The sequence below is a fragment of the Ilumatobacteraceae bacterium genome (assembly GCA_033344875.1).
Lineage (GTDB): Bacteria > Actinomycetota > Acidimicrobiia > Acidimicrobiales > Ilumatobacteraceae > Ilumatobacter.
The window spans coordinates 3,764,396-3,780,154 of record JAWPMO010000001.1 but is presented as its reverse complement, the minus strand read 5'-3'; the positions used below and the strand labels follow the sequence as shown (position 1 = coordinate 3,780,154).

At 68.0% G+C, this 15,759-nt stretch carries 17 protein-coding genes; 8 read left to right on the top strand and 9 right to left on the bottom strand.

Annotated elements, in window-relative coordinates; all coding sequences use genetic code 11:
- Positions 1 to 10: 10 nt before the first annotated feature.
- The 4 genes from R8G01_17915 to R8G01_17900 all read right to left on the bottom strand — a co-directional run bounded on the left by R8G01_17915 (position 11) and on the right by R8G01_17900 (position 1,516).
- The gene (locus R8G01_17915) at positions 11 to 322 is read right to left on the bottom strand and encodes a type II toxin-antitoxin system PemK/MazF family toxin (GenBank protein MDW3215879.1); all 312 of its coding nucleotides are present in this window, start codon (positions 320 to 322) and stop codon (positions 11 to 13) included.
- Positions 316 to 573 carry a ribbon-helix-helix domain-containing protein gene (locus tag R8G01_17910; GenBank protein ID MDW3215878.1) on the bottom strand — a complete coding sequence of 86 codons (258 nt, stop codon included), beginning with the start codon at positions 571 to 573 and terminating at the stop codon, positions 316 to 318. Before R8G01_17910 ends, R8G01_17915 begins: the two co-directional genes overlap by 7 nt.
- A gap of 55 nt (positions 574 to 628) precedes the next feature.
- On the bottom strand, positions 629 to 1,084 hold the full coding sequence (locus R8G01_17905; GenBank protein MDW3215877.1) for a hypothetical protein: 456 nt from the start codon (positions 1,082 to 1,084) through the stop codon (positions 629 to 631).
- 66 nt (positions 1,085 to 1,150) lie between these two features.
- Positions 1,151 to 1,516 carry a hypothetical protein gene (locus tag R8G01_17900; protein ID MDW3215876.1) on the bottom strand — a complete coding sequence of 122 codons (366 nt, stop codon included), beginning with the start codon at positions 1,514 to 1,516 and terminating at the stop codon, positions 1,151 to 1,153.
- A 244-nt stretch (positions 1,517 to 1,760) separates the two neighbouring features.
- Here R8G01_17900 and R8G01_17895 point away from each other — a divergent pair, with 244 nt between their 5' ends.
- Positions 1,761 to 2,978: an IS110 family transposase gene (locus tag R8G01_17895; protein MDW3215875.1), complete on the top strand. Its 1,218-nt coding sequence runs from the start codon at positions 1,761 to 1,763 to the stop codon at positions 2,976 to 2,978.
- 67 nt (positions 2,979 to 3,045) lie between these two features.
- Here R8G01_17895 and R8G01_17890 read toward each other — a convergent pair whose 3' ends face one another.
- Complete coding sequence (locus R8G01_17890) at positions 3,046 to 3,585, bottom strand: hypothetical protein (GenBank protein ID MDW3215874.1); 540 nt, start codon at positions 3,583 to 3,585, stop codon at positions 3,046 to 3,048.
- Between the two features lie 163 nt (positions 3,586 to 3,748).
- Between R8G01_17890 and glnII the strand changes: the two genes are divergently transcribed.
- From glnII to R8G01_17870, 4 genes are all read left to right on the top strand, one after another.
- A complete protein-coding gene (glnII, locus tag R8G01_17885) occupies positions 3,749 to 4,813 on the top strand; it encodes a glutamine synthetase GlnII (GenBank protein MDW3215873.1) in 1,065 nt (354 codons plus the stop codon).
- A 128-nt stretch (positions 4,814 to 4,941) separates the two neighbouring features.
- Positions 4,942 to 6,282, top strand: a complete 1,341-nt coding sequence (gene glnA / locus R8G01_17880) for a type I glutamate--ammonia ligase (GenBank protein MDW3215872.1) — start codon at positions 4,942 to 4,944, stop codon at positions 6,280 to 6,282.
- Complete coding sequence (locus R8G01_17875) at positions 6,279 to 6,974, top strand: response regulator transcription factor (protein ID MDW3215871.1); 696 nt, start codon at positions 6,279 to 6,281, stop codon at positions 6,972 to 6,974. Before glnA ends, R8G01_17875 begins: the two co-directional genes overlap by 4 nt.
- 57 nt (positions 6,975 to 7,031) lie before the next feature.
- The gene (locus R8G01_17870) at positions 7,032 to 8,789 is read left to right on the top strand and encodes a SpoIIE family protein phosphatase (protein ID MDW3215870.1); all 1,758 of its coding nucleotides are present in this window, start codon (positions 7,032 to 7,034) and stop codon (positions 8,787 to 8,789) included.
- Here R8G01_17870 and R8G01_17865 read toward each other — a convergent pair.
- The gene (locus R8G01_17865; GenBank protein ID MDW3215869.1) at positions 8,773 to 9,405 is read right to left on the bottom strand and encodes a hypothetical protein; all 633 of its coding nucleotides are present in this window, start codon (positions 9,403 to 9,405) and stop codon (positions 8,773 to 8,775) included. The genes R8G01_17870 and R8G01_17865 overlap by 17 nt on opposite strands.
- A 191-nt stretch (positions 9,406 to 9,596) precedes the next feature.
- On the opposite strand from R8G01_17865, the gene R8G01_17860 reads away from it, so the two are divergent.
- The 3 genes from R8G01_17860 (at position 9,597) to R8G01_17850 (ending at position 12,161) form a co-directional block, all read left to right on the top strand.
- Positions 9,597 to 10,184 (top strand): hypothetical protein, encoded by a 588-nt coding sequence (locus tag R8G01_17860; protein ID MDW3215868.1) that lies wholly within the window; start codon positions 9,597 to 9,599, stop codon positions 10,182 to 10,184.
- A 145-nt stretch (positions 10,185 to 10,329) separates the two neighbouring features.
- Positions 10,330 to 10,836 carry a type 1 glutamine amidotransferase domain-containing protein gene (locus R8G01_17855; GenBank protein MDW3215867.1) on the top strand — a complete coding sequence of 169 codons (507 nt, stop codon included), beginning with the start codon at positions 10,330 to 10,332 and terminating at the stop codon, positions 10,834 to 10,836.
- Positions 10,833 to 12,161, top strand: coding sequence for an NAD(P)/FAD-dependent oxidoreductase (locus tag R8G01_17850; protein ID MDW3215866.1), 1,329 nt, complete (start codon positions 10,833 to 10,835; stop codon positions 12,159 to 12,161). Before R8G01_17855 ends, R8G01_17850 begins: the two co-directional genes overlap by 4 nt.
- Here R8G01_17850 and R8G01_17845 read toward each other — a convergent pair.
- Genes R8G01_17845 through R8G01_17835 form a run of 3 tightly spaced genes read right to left on the bottom strand, consistent with a single transcriptional unit; the run spans position 12,149 to position 15,739 of the window.
- Complete coding sequence (locus R8G01_17845; GenBank protein ID MDW3215865.1) at positions 12,149 to 12,970, bottom strand: SGNH/GDSL hydrolase family protein; 822 nt, start codon at positions 12,968 to 12,970, stop codon at positions 12,149 to 12,151. The two genes, R8G01_17850 and R8G01_17845, sit on opposite strands and share 13 nt — an antisense overlap.
- Before the next feature lie 47 nt (positions 12,971 to 13,017).
- Positions 13,018 to 14,379, bottom strand: a complete 1,362-nt coding sequence (locus tag R8G01_17840) for an 8-oxoguanine deaminase (GenBank protein ID MDW3215864.1) — start codon at positions 14,377 to 14,379, stop codon at positions 13,018 to 13,020.
- Complete coding sequence (locus R8G01_17835; GenBank protein MDW3215863.1) at positions 14,372 to 15,739, bottom strand: aminotransferase class V-fold PLP-dependent enzyme; 1,368 nt, start codon at positions 15,737 to 15,739, stop codon at positions 14,372 to 14,374. Before R8G01_17835 ends, R8G01_17840 begins: the two co-directional genes overlap by 8 nt.
- Between the last annotated feature and the right edge of the window lie 20 nt (positions 15,740 to 15,759).

The following is a 15,759-nucleotide window of genomic DNA, read 5'->3' as shown; positions in this document are numbered from 1 at the left end:
ACCGGGCCAGTCAGCAGTCAGCCATCGCCGACAGAGCGGCACAGATCCTGGTGAGCGGTCGGTCGAGCCGACCGGCACGCACGTCGAGTCGATGGCGTGGAATCGCCAACAGGTTGTCGAACGACGCGACCCCATCGCTCGGCAGCCCTTCGTGCGAGCCGACGGCGATCTCGCTCGGAATACCGCGCACCGATCTGGTGACCGGCGCAACGACGATCGTGCCGAGTCGATCGAGGACCTGGTTGCGGGTCACGACGAGTACGGGCCGACGCTTGTCGAGTGCCGACGTCCACCAGACCTCGCCTTGGCGAACGTTCACCATGGCTCGGCTTCGATCATCACAACGGCAGCCGCGTCCGCCTCGGCCATCTCGGCGTCGGTGGTCGGCAATCGTTCGTAGCCGGCGGCGATCTGACGACCGATCTCGTCGCGGCGGCGCCGATCGAGCAGCGCCTCGACCGCCGCTCGTACCGCGTCGGAGCGCGTGTCGTACTCGCCGGCCTCGACCAACGCGTCGACTGCGGCCGCCATCTGGTCGGGTACTCGAATCACCAACTGCTGCACGGTCTCCATTGCTACTCCCACATCGTTCCGAACGCAATGCGTTTGCAATGCACGAGACTGCCTATCAGGCGGCGGAGCGGGATTCGACGGTGGGGGCGACCAGGTCGCCGAGCCGCGACAACACCGTGCCGACCGGGAACGTCGCGCAGATCTCGTCGATCTGGGCCAGATGGTCGTCGATCATCCGCTCGACCGCCCACACGGGGTCGTCGACGTCGAGCACTCCGTCGGCCCGATCGGCTTCGATCGCCTGCACCACATCGGCGATCCAGCCGACCTCGTCGAGAAGACTGTGGATCGCTCGCCGTAGTTCGGACCGGTCGAGGTTCGGACGATCGGCCACCTCGGCCAGGCCCGAGAATCCGGTGGTCGACAACCCCGCCCAGGACCGGTTGCACCGACACCGGGCGGGCTCGGTGCACTCGAGCAGGATCGGGGTGACCAGCTCACCATCGACGGCTGCTCCCGCCTGGTGCTCGTGCACCCGGCGCTGTTGGTTGACGGCGATCAGGACCCGCATGACGTTCTCCCTTCGAACTCCCGTCAGCGTGACAGCGGGGTGTGACACCCGTCGGATCCAACTGGTTCAGGAGGCCTGGAGGCGGCGCCAGCGGTCTTCGATGTCGGCCGGATCGAACGGCGTGAGACGATCGGTCTCGATCAGGTTGATGTTCGCTCGCACGATCGCGTGGTTGGCGTCGCGGACACGATCGCGCAGGTCGTCGAGCGTCGTCGCCCGCCAGAAGCCGACCCGGGCCGCCGAAGCAGCGGCCTCGGCCCGCCGGCGGCGATCGTGGCTCAGCTCACGGCGCGTGAATTGATCGGCCCACCACCCCTGGCCCCGGGGTGTGTCGAGGTCGAGCTGCTTGCCGTTGAGTTCGGGTGTGTCGAGTTCGCCACCGGCGGCCGCGTTCGCGAGCCGCTCCTCGACCGACCGCTCGATCCAACTCATACCCAGAACCTAATGGGGATCGATCGTCCGAAGCCGTGTGATCGGTCAGGATGGTTCCGAGCCGCCGGTCGGTCAGCACTTTTGGAGCCAGAGCCTCGAGCTCTACGCCTAGATCGTGCGCCGGTCGGTTGGTGAGGTCGACTCGTGATGGCTGGTGGGATGACGTGCTGCGAGCACTGAACCATTAGGGAGCTGCTGGTCGCCTCGGGCTCGAACGATAACCGATTGAACAAGGAGGTGACCGATGAGGCAGGTGTTCGTCGGCCTGGACTGGGCTGAGGACCATCACGACGTGTTCGTCGAGGACGACAACGGCCAACGGCTCGGCGGCGGCCGGCTGCCCGAAGGTGTGGAGGGTGTCGCCCGGTTCCACGAGTTGGTGGCCGGTCGCGTCGACGACCCGGCCGATGTGATCGTCGCGACCGAAACCGACAGGGGGTTGTTCATCGGCGCCCTGGTGGCTGCCGGGTACACGGTGCTGGCGGTGAATCCGATGTCGACGTCGCGCTATCGCGAACGGCACTCGACGTCGGGCGCCAAGTCCGACCCCGGTGACGCCAAGGTGCTCGCCGACCTGGCCCGCACCGACGCTCACAATCACCGGCCGGTGGCCGGCGACAGCGAACTGGCCGAAGCCGTCAAAGTGCTCGCCCGGGCGCATCAGACGATGATCTGGAGCCGGCAACGCCACACCAACCAGCTGCGTTCCACGTTGCGCGAGTTCTACCCGGCAGCTCTGGAAGCATTCGATGAACTGGCCGGACGCGATGCTCTCGCGGTGTTGACGATCGCGCCGACCCCGATGACCGGCAAGCTGCTGTCACGCTCGAAGATCGCCGCTGCTTTGCGTCGCGGTGGTCGGCAACGGCGCATCGACGAACGCAGCGTCGAGATCCAGACCGCGCTCCGCACTGAGCAGCTCGAAGCACCCGCTCTGGTCACTGACGCGATGGGCGCCAGCGTTGCCGCTCTCGTGGCGGTGATCGTCGAGATGCAGATCCAGGTCGACCGCCTCGAGGCCGAGCTGGCCGACCGTTTTGAACAACACCCGGACGCCAAGGTCATCCGTTCCCTGCCAGGATTGGGGATGACGCTCGGCGCCCGGGTGCTCGCCGAGTTCGGGGACGACCCGAACCGCTATGCAGACGCCAAGTCTCGCAAGAACTACTCCGGCATGTCACCCATCACCCGCGCCTCGGGCAAACATCACGTCGTGCTCGCCCGCTACGCCCGCAACCGGCGCCTCGCCGACGCTTGCTACCAGTGGGCCTTCGCAACACTCACCGCCAGCCCCGGAGCCCGCTTGTTCTACGACGCCCGCCGAGCCGCCGGCGACACCCACCACCGAGCACTACGCGCCCTCGCCAACCGCCTCGTCGGCATTCTCCACGGCTGCCTCCGCCACCACACCATCTACGACGAACACACCGCCTGGGCCCACCGGCTCAACCTCGCCGCTTGACACCTACCGCCCGTGGGATGTCTAGGCGCGCGAGCCGAAGGGGTCCAGACGGTACCGAGCGAGCGCATCAGTCAGTGAAGAACGCCCAGAGCTCCACACCGCAATGGGCGACGAAGGTGGTCACCATCGGGTACACGACACCGTTGACGATCACATCGAATTCGACTGGAGGATCGGCCGTGGTCCGATCGCACCCACCGCGATCCGACACCCAGACATGACCGATCTCGCCGGGTCCGAGGACGACACTCGGCTCGATGTCGGCCGACGCGTTCGCCGTGCCACTGATGTCGACATCGCACCTGACCGAACCACGGTTGATCAGGTCGACGACCTGATCGACGCCGTCCACCCGCTCACCGGCGACGACGTCGACGGCCTCGGCGGTGCACGACGGGACGCGGGCCGGCGGCGGCACGGTGGAGGCGTCGATCTGGCTCGGAGCCAGGTCGGTCGCGACGACCGTGCCGTCGAGCGGTTGCGTCGCCGAGGCAGCGCTCGAACCATCGGATCCCGAGAACGAACAACCGGAACCGACACCGATCAGCACCAGCACGGCGGCGCTGAGCGGGGTGGTTCGTCGGCGTCGACGCGCCTCGAACGACATGCCCCGAGAGTACCCGTGGCGTCTCGGTCACCAGCTCACCTGCCGGTTCCAGCACAGCCCCGGGTTTGTTCACACGGCGTTCACATTGCGAACATGGTCGTGTCATCGCCCAGTGGCATCGTGCCGCTGCCCCTACTATCTGATGACGTGGAAGGACCCACTCGTGGCGTACCAAGCTGAATACATCTGGCTCGACGGAACCGAGCCGACCCCCATGCTTCGCAGCAAGACGAAGATCATGCACGACGACACCTCGGAGATGCCCGTGTGGGGCTTCGACGGCTCGTCGACCAACCAAGCCACGGGCGACAAGTCCGACTGCGTCCTCAAGCCGGTCTTCACCTGCCACGACCCGATCCGCGGCGGTCGCAACGTGCTCGTCATGTGCGAGGTCATGCTCGTCAACGGTCGTCCGCACCCGACCAACACCCGCGCCGCAGCCCGCGCCGCTTCCAAGAAGTACGCCGACCAGGACATGTGGTTCGGCATGGAGCAGGAGTACACGATGCTCCGCGCCAACGGGCGCCCGCTCGGCTTCCCCGACGGTGGCGGCCTGCCCGCACCGCAGGGCCCGTACTACTGCGGCGTCGGCACCGGTCGCATCAGCGGCCGAGACATCGTCGAGGAGCACACCCAGGCCTGCATCGACGCCGGCCTCAAGATCTCCGGCACGAACCCCGAGGTCATGCCCGGACAGTGGGAGTTCCAGATCGGTCCGGCCGGCCCGACCGAGGTCGGCGATCACATGCACATCGCACGGTGGTTGCTCCACCGCATCGCCGAGGAGTACGACGTCGTCATCAGCTTCGCCGCCAAGCCCGAAAAGGGCGACTGGAACGGCGCCGGCTGCCACACGAACTTCTCGAACAACGCCATGCGGAACGGCTACGACGCCGTGATCGCCGCCTGCGACGCCGTCGGTGACAATTACCTCGAACTGCTCGAGGGGTACGGCGACGGCATCAAGGACCGTCTCACCGGTGCCCACGAGACCGCGTCGTGGGAGCACTTCAGCTACGGCGTCTCCGACCGTGGCTCGTCGATCCGCATCCCGTGGCAGGTCGCCGTCGACAAGAAGGGCTACGCCGAAGACCGTCGCCCGAACGCCAACTGCGATCCGTACGTGGTGGCTCGCATGCTGACCGAGGTCGTCTGTGGCGACCCGAAGGCCGGCAAGAAGCCCGGCGCGAAGAAGACGGCGGCGAAGAAGGCTGCCACCAAGAAGTGAGTTCGGCCCTCCGGGGCCGACCGATACTCGTCGAACGGGGGCCTCGCACGCGAGGCCCCCGTTCGCTTTCTGTTCTCTCCCGGCCGACGCTTCCATCTCGGCCCTCGATCCATCAGACTGGAACCGCCATGCTCGATCAACACCGCGACTACGTGCTGCGCACCGTCGAGGAGCGCGGCGTGCGTCTCGTACGCCTGTGGTTCACCGACGTGCTCGGCGATCTCAAGAGCTTCGCGATCAGCCCAGCCGAACTCGAGAACGCCCTCGAGGACGGCATGACGTTCGACGGGTCGTCGATCGACGGGTTCTCGCGCATCCAGGAATCCGACGTGCTCGCCGTCCCCGACCCCGACACCTTCGAGCTGATCCCCTGGAGCGAACCCGGAGCCGCCGAGGCGCGCGTCTTCTGCGACATCCAGAACCTCGACGGCACCCCGTTCCAGGGCGATCCCCGGCAGGTGCTCCGCCGCCACGTCCAGGCCGCTCACGACGAGGGCTTCACGTTCTACATCGCTCCGGACATCGAGTTCTTCTACTTCGAACAGCCGACCGGGCCCGGCCAGCGTCCCGTGCCGCTCGACCAGGGCAGCTACTTCGACCTCACGACCCGCGATGCGGCCGGGAACCTGCGCAAGGAGACGATCCGCAAGCTGGAGCAGATGAGCATCCCGGTCGAGTACAGCTTCCACGAAGACTCGCCGAGCCAGCAGGAGATCGACCTGCGCCACACCGACGCGCTCACGATGGCCGACAGCGTCATGACCTTCCAGCTCGTCGTCAAGGAGGTCGCCGCGAGCCAGGGTGTGTACGCCACGTTCATGCCCAAGCCGCTCGAGGGACTCCAGGGCTCGGGGATGCATCTGCACATGTCGCTGTTCCGCGGTGACGAGAACGCCTTCCACGACCCAGACGACCCCCATCAGCTCTCGCCGCTCGCCAAGTCGTTCATGGCGGGCCTGATCGTCCACGCCGCTGAGATCACCGCGATCACCAACCAGACCGTCAACAGCTACAAGCGATTGGTCCCCGGCTTCGAGGCTCCGGTCCACATCAGCTGGGCGCGCAACAACCGCAGCGGCCTGATCCGTGTGCCGATCGCGAAGAACGCCAATCCGGTCGCGACTCGCCTCGAGTACCGCTCACCCGACCCGGGCTGCAACCCGTACCTCGCGTTCAGCCTGCTCCTCGCGGCCGGGATGCGCGGGATCAACGAGAGCTACGAACTGCCGGAGGAAGCCGACGCGAACCTGTTCGAGATGGATGACGCGGCGCTCGCCAAGCTCGGCATCAACCAGCTCCCGCACTCACTCGACGAGGCGCTGCGGACCATGGAACGGTCCGAACTCGTCCACGAGGCGCTCGGCGACCACATCTTCGAGTGGTTCCTGCGCAACAAGCGCCGCGAATGGCGCGACTACAAGACGCACGTCAGCCAGTTCGAACTCGATCGATACCTGGGGGCGTGGTGACCGACGAACCGCGCCCGATCGCCGTGTTCTCGGCGGCGGTGACCCCCGATGTCGCTCGGGTGCTCGATCTGGCCGGCTACTCGTGGAAGGGCATCGGGTCGCTCGACGAGGCGTCCGACATCGAGCCCTCCGACGGCTGGGCCGGGGCGATCATCGATTGCACCGAGTCGACCGAGAGTGCGTGGGCGTTCGCTCGCAGCCTCCGCAAAGACGACACGTCCGGCAGCATCATGGTGCTGATCGGCGGCGCACAGCTGGGCGAGCTCGAGTTGCGCGACGAACTGTTCGACGACTTCTGTCTCACGCCGTTCCATCCGGCCGAGTTCGAGACCCGGGTCCGACACCTGATGTGGACGAATGCCGGTGTCGCAGAGGCTCGCAGCGACCTGGTCGAGTATGGCGAACTCCTGCTCAACCTCGAGACCTACCAGGCGACGATCGCGAAGCGACCGCTCGATCTGACCTACATGGAGTACGAGCTGCTGAAGTTCCTCGCGCAGAACCCCGGCAAGGTGTTCACCCGTGAGATCCTGCTCTCCCGAGTCTGGGGGTACGAGTACTACGGCGGCGCCCGCACCGTCGATGTCCACATCCGGCGCCTCCGCGCCAAGCTCGGCGAGGAGTACGCCAATCTCATCGCGACGGTCCGATCGGTCGGCTACCGCTTCGGTCAGTCCCGCTGGGGCAGCTGAGCACCGACCGCGTCGATCCGAACGCGGCGTGCGCGTACTTGGGGTACGTTGAGAGCAGTGAACGACGCCGAACTCTCCGTCGATACCTGGCGCGTGCTCGGCACGCGGCTGGCCGACATCTTCGACACGATCGAGTCGCCGCTCGCCGTCCTGACCACGGACTTCGACTACGTGGCCGTCAACTCGGCCTATCTCGCCGTGACCGGCCGCAGCACCGCCGATCTCATCGGTCGGAACGTCTTCGAGGTCTTCCCGGAGAACCCGTCGATACGTGACGACCTTTCCCCGTCGAGCCTGCGTCGTTCGCTGACGGCCGTGCTCGCGTTCGGTGCGATCGATTCGATGCCGTTGATGCGCTACGACGTGCTCACCGACGGCGAATACCAGCCGCGGTACTGGCACGTCACCAACTTCCCGCTGTTCGATGGCGACGGCCACGTCGAACTGGTGGTGAACCACCCGGAGGAGGTCACCGCCTTCATCGACGAACGTCTCCGTCTGCAGGCCGACGGTGAGGCGGCGACCGCCTCGTCGCCCACGCAGACACATGCGGTCGACGACGTGTTCACCGCTGCGGTGACACGACTCCGCAACCTCAACGACCTGGCGTCGTCACTGGTCGGGGCGGCGAATCCCGACGAGGTGGGGCGCGCCGTCATGCGCGACGGCTTGGCGATGGTCGGTGCGTCGGCCGGGTCGCTGATCCTCGCGAACGGCGATCGCCTCGGCATGGTGACCTCCGCCGGCATCGCTGCCGCGACCGTCGCCGAGTGGCATTCGTTCACGATCGAGCCCGGTCGTGAACCGTTCTCCGACGTGCTCTCCACCGGTGAACCGTTGTTCTTCTCCAACCGTGAGGCGTTCGACAAACGGTACCCGGACCATGCCGACGTGACCGAGCGCAGCGGACACGGTGCCTGGGCGGTGCTCCCGCTCCGGACCGACGACGACGTCGCCGGCGCGATCGGGGTCATCTTCGACCAGCCCAATCAGTTCGACACCCCCGTCAGGCTCGCGCTCTACACGCTGGCGAACCTGACCGCACAGGCGGCCTCGCGCGCCCGACTGCTGGCCGAGCAGACCACGGTGTTGCGGTCGATCGAGCAGGCCTTCGAGGCGCGGCTCGACCCGATCGACGGCGTCGTCACCACCCACGTGTACCGAGCGGCAACCGTCGTCGCGTCGGCCGGCGGCGACTGGTACGACCTCATCGACCTCGGCAACGAATCGACGCTCATCGCGATCGGCGACGTCGCGAACCACGGCTCGGTCGCCGTCGGTGAGATGGCGCGGGCACGCTCGACGGTGCACACGCTGGCGCTCCTGGGCCACGAACCCGACCAGATCGCTCTCGCGGCGGCGAACGTCCTGACCGAGCTGGCATCCAGCTTCACGACGGCGATCGTCGCCATTCTCGACCAGACCACCCTCGAGTTGCGATGGGTCACCGCCGGGCACCCGCTCCCGGTGCTCGTCGCCGCCGACGGTACGTCGGCCACCCTCGGCACGACCAGCGGCCCGCCGCTCGGTTCCGGTTTTGACCACGAGTACACCGTGCAGACCCACACCCTCTGCCCCGGCGACACCCTGGTGCTCTACACCGACGGCCTCGTCGAGCACCCGGGCGAGTCGCTCGACATCGGGGTCGACGCGCTCCGAACCGTGCTCGGCTCCGCCGATCGTGCGGCTCCCGAACTCGCGCACCACATCGTGCGCGAACTGCACCCGACGCGGCACCAGCGCGACGACGTCGCGATCGTGACGTTGCACGTCGCCACCGCTGCGAACGACGACGCCGTCAGACCTGTTTCCTGATCCGTTCGAGCGGCGGATCAAAAGTTCGCAGGCCCTGCCACACCGGGTCGTCTTCGTAGTCCCAGTACTTGGTGCGGTCGATCGCCACCGCACCGCTCCCGGCGACCCCGCCCTCGAGGTGCCCGTTGTGGATGCGGATGGCCGAGTACAGCTCCGGTGACACCTCGACGGCCCGGACGTGAGCCGAACTCTCCCGCCACGACTCGGTGTCGTCGGGCACCCGGTGGATCACGAGATTGGCCCAGAAATCGTTCGCGAGCTCGATCGAGCTGTAACTGAGGATCCCCGGGTAGTTCCGGAACTCGAGCAGCAGACCCAGTTCGAGCTCATCGAGCGACGGGTAGTCGATCAACTCACGTCGCTCGGCGAAGAACCCGACCGTGCACACTCGGTCGTACCGACGGATCTGCTCGAGGTCGCACACGACCGTCCGCCGACGCAGACCGTGCACCGCCCACATGATCGGTTCGTGGGCGACGAGTTCGACCTTGCCGGCATCGCTCGACCGGATCAGGCTGCGGAGGTCCTGCAGCATGTAGGCGAGCAGATCGAGGTCGGGTGTGTACAACGACACGTCGGTACAGGGGCGTCCCTCCACCGTCTCGTCCACATCCATCTCGTACACCCCGTCCCCTCCCTGCCGCCGACATCCGACGGCGCCAGCAGAGACTAGACGTCCGGGTGGTCCCGGTCTGATCCGAGGACGAGTGCGATGGCTCTGAAATAACGCCCGCACTGGCATGGATCGGGTTTCCGACGGGTACACGACCTTCGTCATGACCGACCCGTGACGGAAGGGACGAGAGGATGAGTTTCGCGATCGAACTCACAGGCGACTTCGACAACCGCAGGTTCGACACCGCCGCGGCCGGCGTCGATCGATCGCCGCGACTGCGGCGACTCGACCGCATCGGCCGTGATCCAGGTGTCGCCACGAACGTTGCGCCGACCGCGTTGACCCCCGGGCGGGCAGCGGTCGAGCGCTGGTTGGCTGCCGGGCGTTGGTTCGACTTCAGCAGGAGTGGGGATCTGCCCGTCGACTGGCCGATCGGCGCCGCGAGCACGCTTGGTGCGAACACCCGCCGCGACCGCCGACGTCACGCCGTGCAGGTACCGTGCGAGTTGCATGCGGGTGTTCAGTCGGGGGACCCCGGCGCTGCGTGTCCACACTGCGACGACGACCTCGTCACCGTTGCCTGGGCGACCGAGGAGTTCGGTCCGCTGCAAGTCGTCGACTACCGGTACCGTCTGCGTCCGAGCAAGCCGAACCAGTTCAAGCTGTCGGACGGCTCGTATCACGACGTGAGCCCTGACATCGAACCGATCTGCCTCCCGGGGCGGTGGGCGCGCGGTGGGACGATCCTGGCCATCGCAGAGGGTCGCCGCGCCGGGTAGCGGTCGCTGCATCGACGACGTTGACGACATCGACGACGGTCCACGCGGGTCGACCGTGGGGGCCCGCCGACATCCTGCGCATGAATCGGCGCTGACCGGGTACCGCTCCGATGTCCACGGAACGACCGTGACGGAAAGGTTTCAGATGAGCAAGATCGCCTTCGTCCTCGCGGACGACTTCGAAGACAGTGAGTTCGGCACGCCCAAGGCTGCCCTGATCGAGGCCGGCCACGAGGTCGACGTCATCGGCACCGAGACCGGTGTCGTGACCGGCAAGAACGGAACCGAGGTCAGCATCACGACCGTCGTGACCGACGCCGACCCGGCCGACTACGCCGCGCTCGTGATCCCCGGCGGGTTCTCGCCCGATCATCTCCGCACGGACGACGACATCGTCGAATTCGTCAAGCGGATGGCCGCTCGCGACGTCCCGGTCGCAGCCGTGTGTCACGCACCCAGCCTGCTGATCGAAGCCGAACTGGTGAACGGCAGGACGATGACGTCGTGGCCGTCGATCCGAACCGACCTCCGGAACGCCGGTGCCGACGTCGTCGACCGCGAGGTCGTCGTCGACGGTCGCTTCATCTCCTCACGCAACCCCGACGACCTCCCGGCCTTCTCCGCGGCGATCATCGAACAGCTCCGCTCGTGACCAGGGGCGAGTTCGACGTCGCGATCATCGGCGCCGGATCTGCCGCCGGAGCGCTCGTCGGGCATCTGGCCGGACACGGTCTCGACATCGTGGTGTTCGAACCCGACCTGGTCGGTGGTGAATGCCCGTTCTTGGCGTGCATGCCCAGCAAGTCGATGCTGCACGACGCCGGCTCCGGGCGCTCGTGGGACGACGCCGTCCGACGACGCGACGACATCGTCTCGCACCTGGATGACAGCGACCACGCCGAAGGTCTCCGCGACCAGGGCGTCGCATTGGTGCGCGAACGCGCCGAGATCGCCGGCGTCGGTATCGTCCGCGCCGGCGGCGCCGAGTACGCGGTGACCGACATCGTGGTCGCGACCGGCGCTCGGGCCATCGCGCCCGACATCGACGGGCTCGACCTCGAACACGACCGCGTGTGGACCAGCCGCGACGCGCTGTCGACCTCCGACCGGCCGGCATCGGTCGTCATGATCGGCGGCGGCGTGATCGGCAGCGAACTCGCCTACCTGTTCGCCGGGTTCGGGTCGCAGGTCACGACGCTCGACGAGAGCGAGCGTCCGCTCGACACGTTCCACCCCGAAGTGAGTCGGCTGATCGGCGAACACCTCACCCGTCTCGGGGTCGAGGTCGTCAACAGCGTTTCCGTCGAGCGGGTGGAGCTGTCCGACGACGAGGCCGCCGTGCATCTCGCGGACGGCACGGTGCACCGCGCCGAGCGCCTCGTCGTCGCCACCGGACGACGGCCCCGGTTGTCGGGCCTCGGGCTCGAATCGCTGGGTGTGACCCTCGAGGATCTCGACGTCGACGACCGCGGTGGCGTGGTCGGTGCCGACCACGTCTGGGTCGCCGGCGACGCCGCCGGCCGCGAGCAGTACACACACGTCGCCAACGCCCACGGTGCCGTGATCGCCGACCAACTCGTCGGCTCGGGCACGCGCCGATACGGCGACAGTGTGATCCCCGGCTGCATCTACATCGAACCACCGGTGATCACGGTCGGGCCCCGCTGGACCGAGCTGGAGGGCGACGACGACGTCGTCCGGGTGGAAATCGAGGTCGATCCGCCACGGAACAGCACCGACGAGCACGCCACCGGTTTCCTCGCCGTCGCCGCACGCCGATCGACCGGTTGTGTCGTCGCCGCCAACGGCATCGGTGCACGCTTCGACGAGTTGTCGCACGCGATCGTGATCGCAATCGACGGACATGTGCCCGTCGAACGGCTCCGTCGGACGCTGCAGCCGTTCCCGACGGTCGGCGGCGTGCTCGGCGATGCGTTCGGCCGGCTGGCCGACGAACTCGCCGGTCAGCGGCGGTAGATCGACCGCACCTGGTTGGCGATCGCGGTCGCGAACGCCTCCTGACCTCGATCGGTCAGATGCACACCGTCTCCGGTGATCATGCCGTCGTCCGCGCCGTGCGCGAACCACCCGACGACCCCGGCGAGCGAGTCCCGCTCACCGATCTCGTCGCGGATCACACCGTTCGCCACGACGACGGCGTCGCGCCGGTCGCGGATCCACAGATCGACCCAGACCACGGGGGTGTCCGGATCGATCCCCGCGAGTGTGGTCCGCAGGTCGTCACGGAACCGCTGCTCGTCGACCTGGGCACCGACGTCGTTGGTACCGAGCGCGAGCACCCAGAGGTCGGGCTCGACGGCGAGATCGTCGCGGATCGTGTTGATGGCGTCGAGTCCCGACGGACGAACCGAGCTTCCGGCGATCATGCGTCGACTCTCGACGCCGTCGACCACGAGCACGTCGAGGCCGAGCTCGGCCAACTCGGACGTGATCTGGTCGCGGGCCGACAGGGTCAGCGAGTCCCCGACGACCGCCACCGTGTTCGGGAACGGGGGCACGACCTCGATCTCGGTCCCGGGGTCCGAGGCTCCGTCGACACCGGGCGCGGCCCCGTCGACGCCGGGCGCGGCACCGCGCTCGGATCCCGACGCGGTCGCTCCGTCGCCACCGCCGAGATCGGTACTGCGCCCTGCGCCACCGACATCGCCGACACCGGCGTCGCTCGACACCTCGGGGACGACCCGAACGGCGACGGACGGGCCGTCCCAGGCGCACCCTCCGAGCACCGCTGCACACAGGAGGGTCAGGCGGGCCGGCAGCGACACGAACCCATTCTGCACCGATCCCCCACCGACTGTCGGGCGCGCGCGGTTCATCCCTCGAGTTGCTGGATCCGGCGGCTGATCCGGTCGTGCTCGGCGAGCAGATCGTCCAGTCGATCGGACACGATCCTGCCGTCGCTCACGACCGAGCGCCCGGCGACGATCGTGTCACGGGCCGAGGCGGGGCCGCATCGCAACCACGCCTCGACGGGATCGGCGATCGCGCCGGCGAACGCCGGACCCGTCAGCGACCAGACCGCGATGTCGGCGACGGCGCCGGGAGCGAGCACGCCGAGTTCGCCGGTACGGCCGAGACAGGCCGCACCACCGAGCGTGGCCACCTCGAGCGCCATCCGGGCGGTACCCGCAGCAGCACCGTTGCGGAGCTTGGCGAGCAGCATGGCCTGCCGGGCCTCGAGCCACAGCGAGGCGGAGTCGGCCGACGACGAACCGTCGACGCCCAGGCCCACCGGGACGCCGGCCGCACGGAGGTCGACGACGGGCGAGATGCCGGATGCGAGGATCAGGTTGCTCGACGGACAGTGGGCGACGCCGACACCGGCACGACCCAGGCGGGTGACCTCATCGGGGTTCGGCATGACGCAGTGAGCGACCCATGTTCGATCGGTCGCCCACCCGGTCCGTTCGAGATACTCCATGGGGCGACACCCGAAGGTGGCGAGGCTGAACTCGTCGTCCTCGGCGTTCTCGGCGAAGTGGGTGTGCAACCGCACGTCGAGCCGTTCGGCCAACTCCGCGGTGCGCACCATCAGCTCCTCCGTCACACTGAACGGCGAGCACGGTGCGAGCGCCACCCGGGTCATCGCGCCCCACGACCGGTCGTGGTGTCGCGCGACAGCCTCCTCCGACGCGGCGAGGATCGTGTCGTCGTCGGACACGACGTGGTCGGGCGGGAGACCGCCGTCCTTGTGCGACAGCGACATCGAACCGCGGGTCGGGTGGAATCGCATCCCGAGGTCGCGCGCGGCCTCGATCTCGGCGGACAGGAGGTCGCCGGCGCCGTTCGGGTGGAGGTAGAGGTGGTCCGACGAGGTGGTGCACCCGGAGAGGGCGAGCTCGGCCAACCCCACCCACGTCGAGACGTACACCGCCTCGGTGTCGATCGACGCCCACAGCGGGTACAGCGACTGCAGCCAACCGAACAGCGGCTTGTCGGTCATCGGTGGATACGCCCGCGTCAGGTTCTGGTACAGGTGATGGTGCGTGTTCACCAGACCCGGCGTGACCAGGCAGTCGCTCGCGTCGATCGTACGGTCGGCGGCCGGCGGCACGCCGGTGCCGACCGCCTCGACGAGTCCGTCGGTGACGGCGACCCATCCTCCGGTCAATTGACGACGGCGGTCGTCCTGCGTGGCGACGCAGCGGGCGCCGGAGATCACGAGATCAGTCACGAAGCGACTCCAGGATGGCGGCGAGGTCGTCGATCGTGGTGAGCGGGTTCACGACGCAGTACCGGAGCACCGTCTCGCCGTCCCAGGCGGTCGGGACGACGAACGACTCCTCGTCGGCGAGCTGTCGTCGACTCCATGCGTGATACCGGTCGTGCGTCCAGCCGATCCGACGGAACACGACGACCGACAGCTCGGGCTCGACCACCAGTTCGCAGTGATCGCTCGCCCGGATCAGGTCGGCGCCACCGTGGGCGACCGCCAGGGTCGTCTCGACCGCGTCGCGGTAGGCGTCGGTGCCGTGCGTGGCCAAGCTGAACCACAGCGGCAGGCCGCGCGCCCGTCGCGAGAGGTGGTGTGCGTAGTCGCTGGCGTTCCAGTCGTCGGCTCCCTGCAGCACGTCGAGGTACTCGGCCTTCTGGGTGTGGGCGGCTCGTGCGACGCGGGGGTCGCGATACAGCAGCGCACAGCAGTCGAACGGTGCGAACAACCACTTGTGCGGATCGACGATGAAACTGTCGGCGCGCTCGACACCGTCGAACCGGTCGCGGACGCTGGGCGCGGCGAGCGCCGCCCCGCCGTACGCACCGTCGACGTGGAACCACACCCCCGCCTCGGTCGACACGTCGGCGGCACCCGCGAGATCGTCGACGACGCCGGCGTTCGTGGTGCCGCTCGTGGCGACCACGGCGAACAGTCGCTCCCGATCCTCGTCGGCGAGGCCCTCGACGGCTGCGCGGAGCGCGTCACCGTGCATCCGGCCGGCCTCGTCGGCGGGCACCTTGATCACGTCGACGTCCATCGCCTGGCCGGCCTGGGCGACCGACGAGTGCGCACCGCTCGACGTCACGACCAGCCCACGCACACGGTCGAGGGCACCGTCGGCGTCGTAGCGCCACTTCCAACGGGCTGCGATCAGCGCGCTCAGGTTTCCGGCCGTGCCGCCCGACACGAAGACACCGCCGGCTTCGGCGGGCAGCCCGGCCAGGTCGGCGATCCAACGGAGTGCCTCGTTCTCGGCGTAGATCGCTCCGCCTCCCTCGAGCCACGAACCGGCGTAGATGCTCGATGCCCCGACGACGAGGTCGAACAGGATCGCCGCTTCGGTCGGTGCTGCCGGCACGAACGACAGAAAGCGCCGATGGTCGACGGAGATGCACGCCGGTGCGAGCACCTCGCCGAAGACGCGGAGTGCTTCGAGCCCGCCGATGCCTTCGGTGGTGACGGTACGCCCGACCGCCTCCCGCAGTTCGTCGGCCGTGCGGGGCCCGTCGAGGGGCGGCGGATCGAGTCGGATCCGGTCGGCCGAGTACCGGACGATCGCGTCGGTGAGCGCTTCGGTGGAGGCGTCGTGCCGATGCATGCCCCGAGTGTGTCAGATGC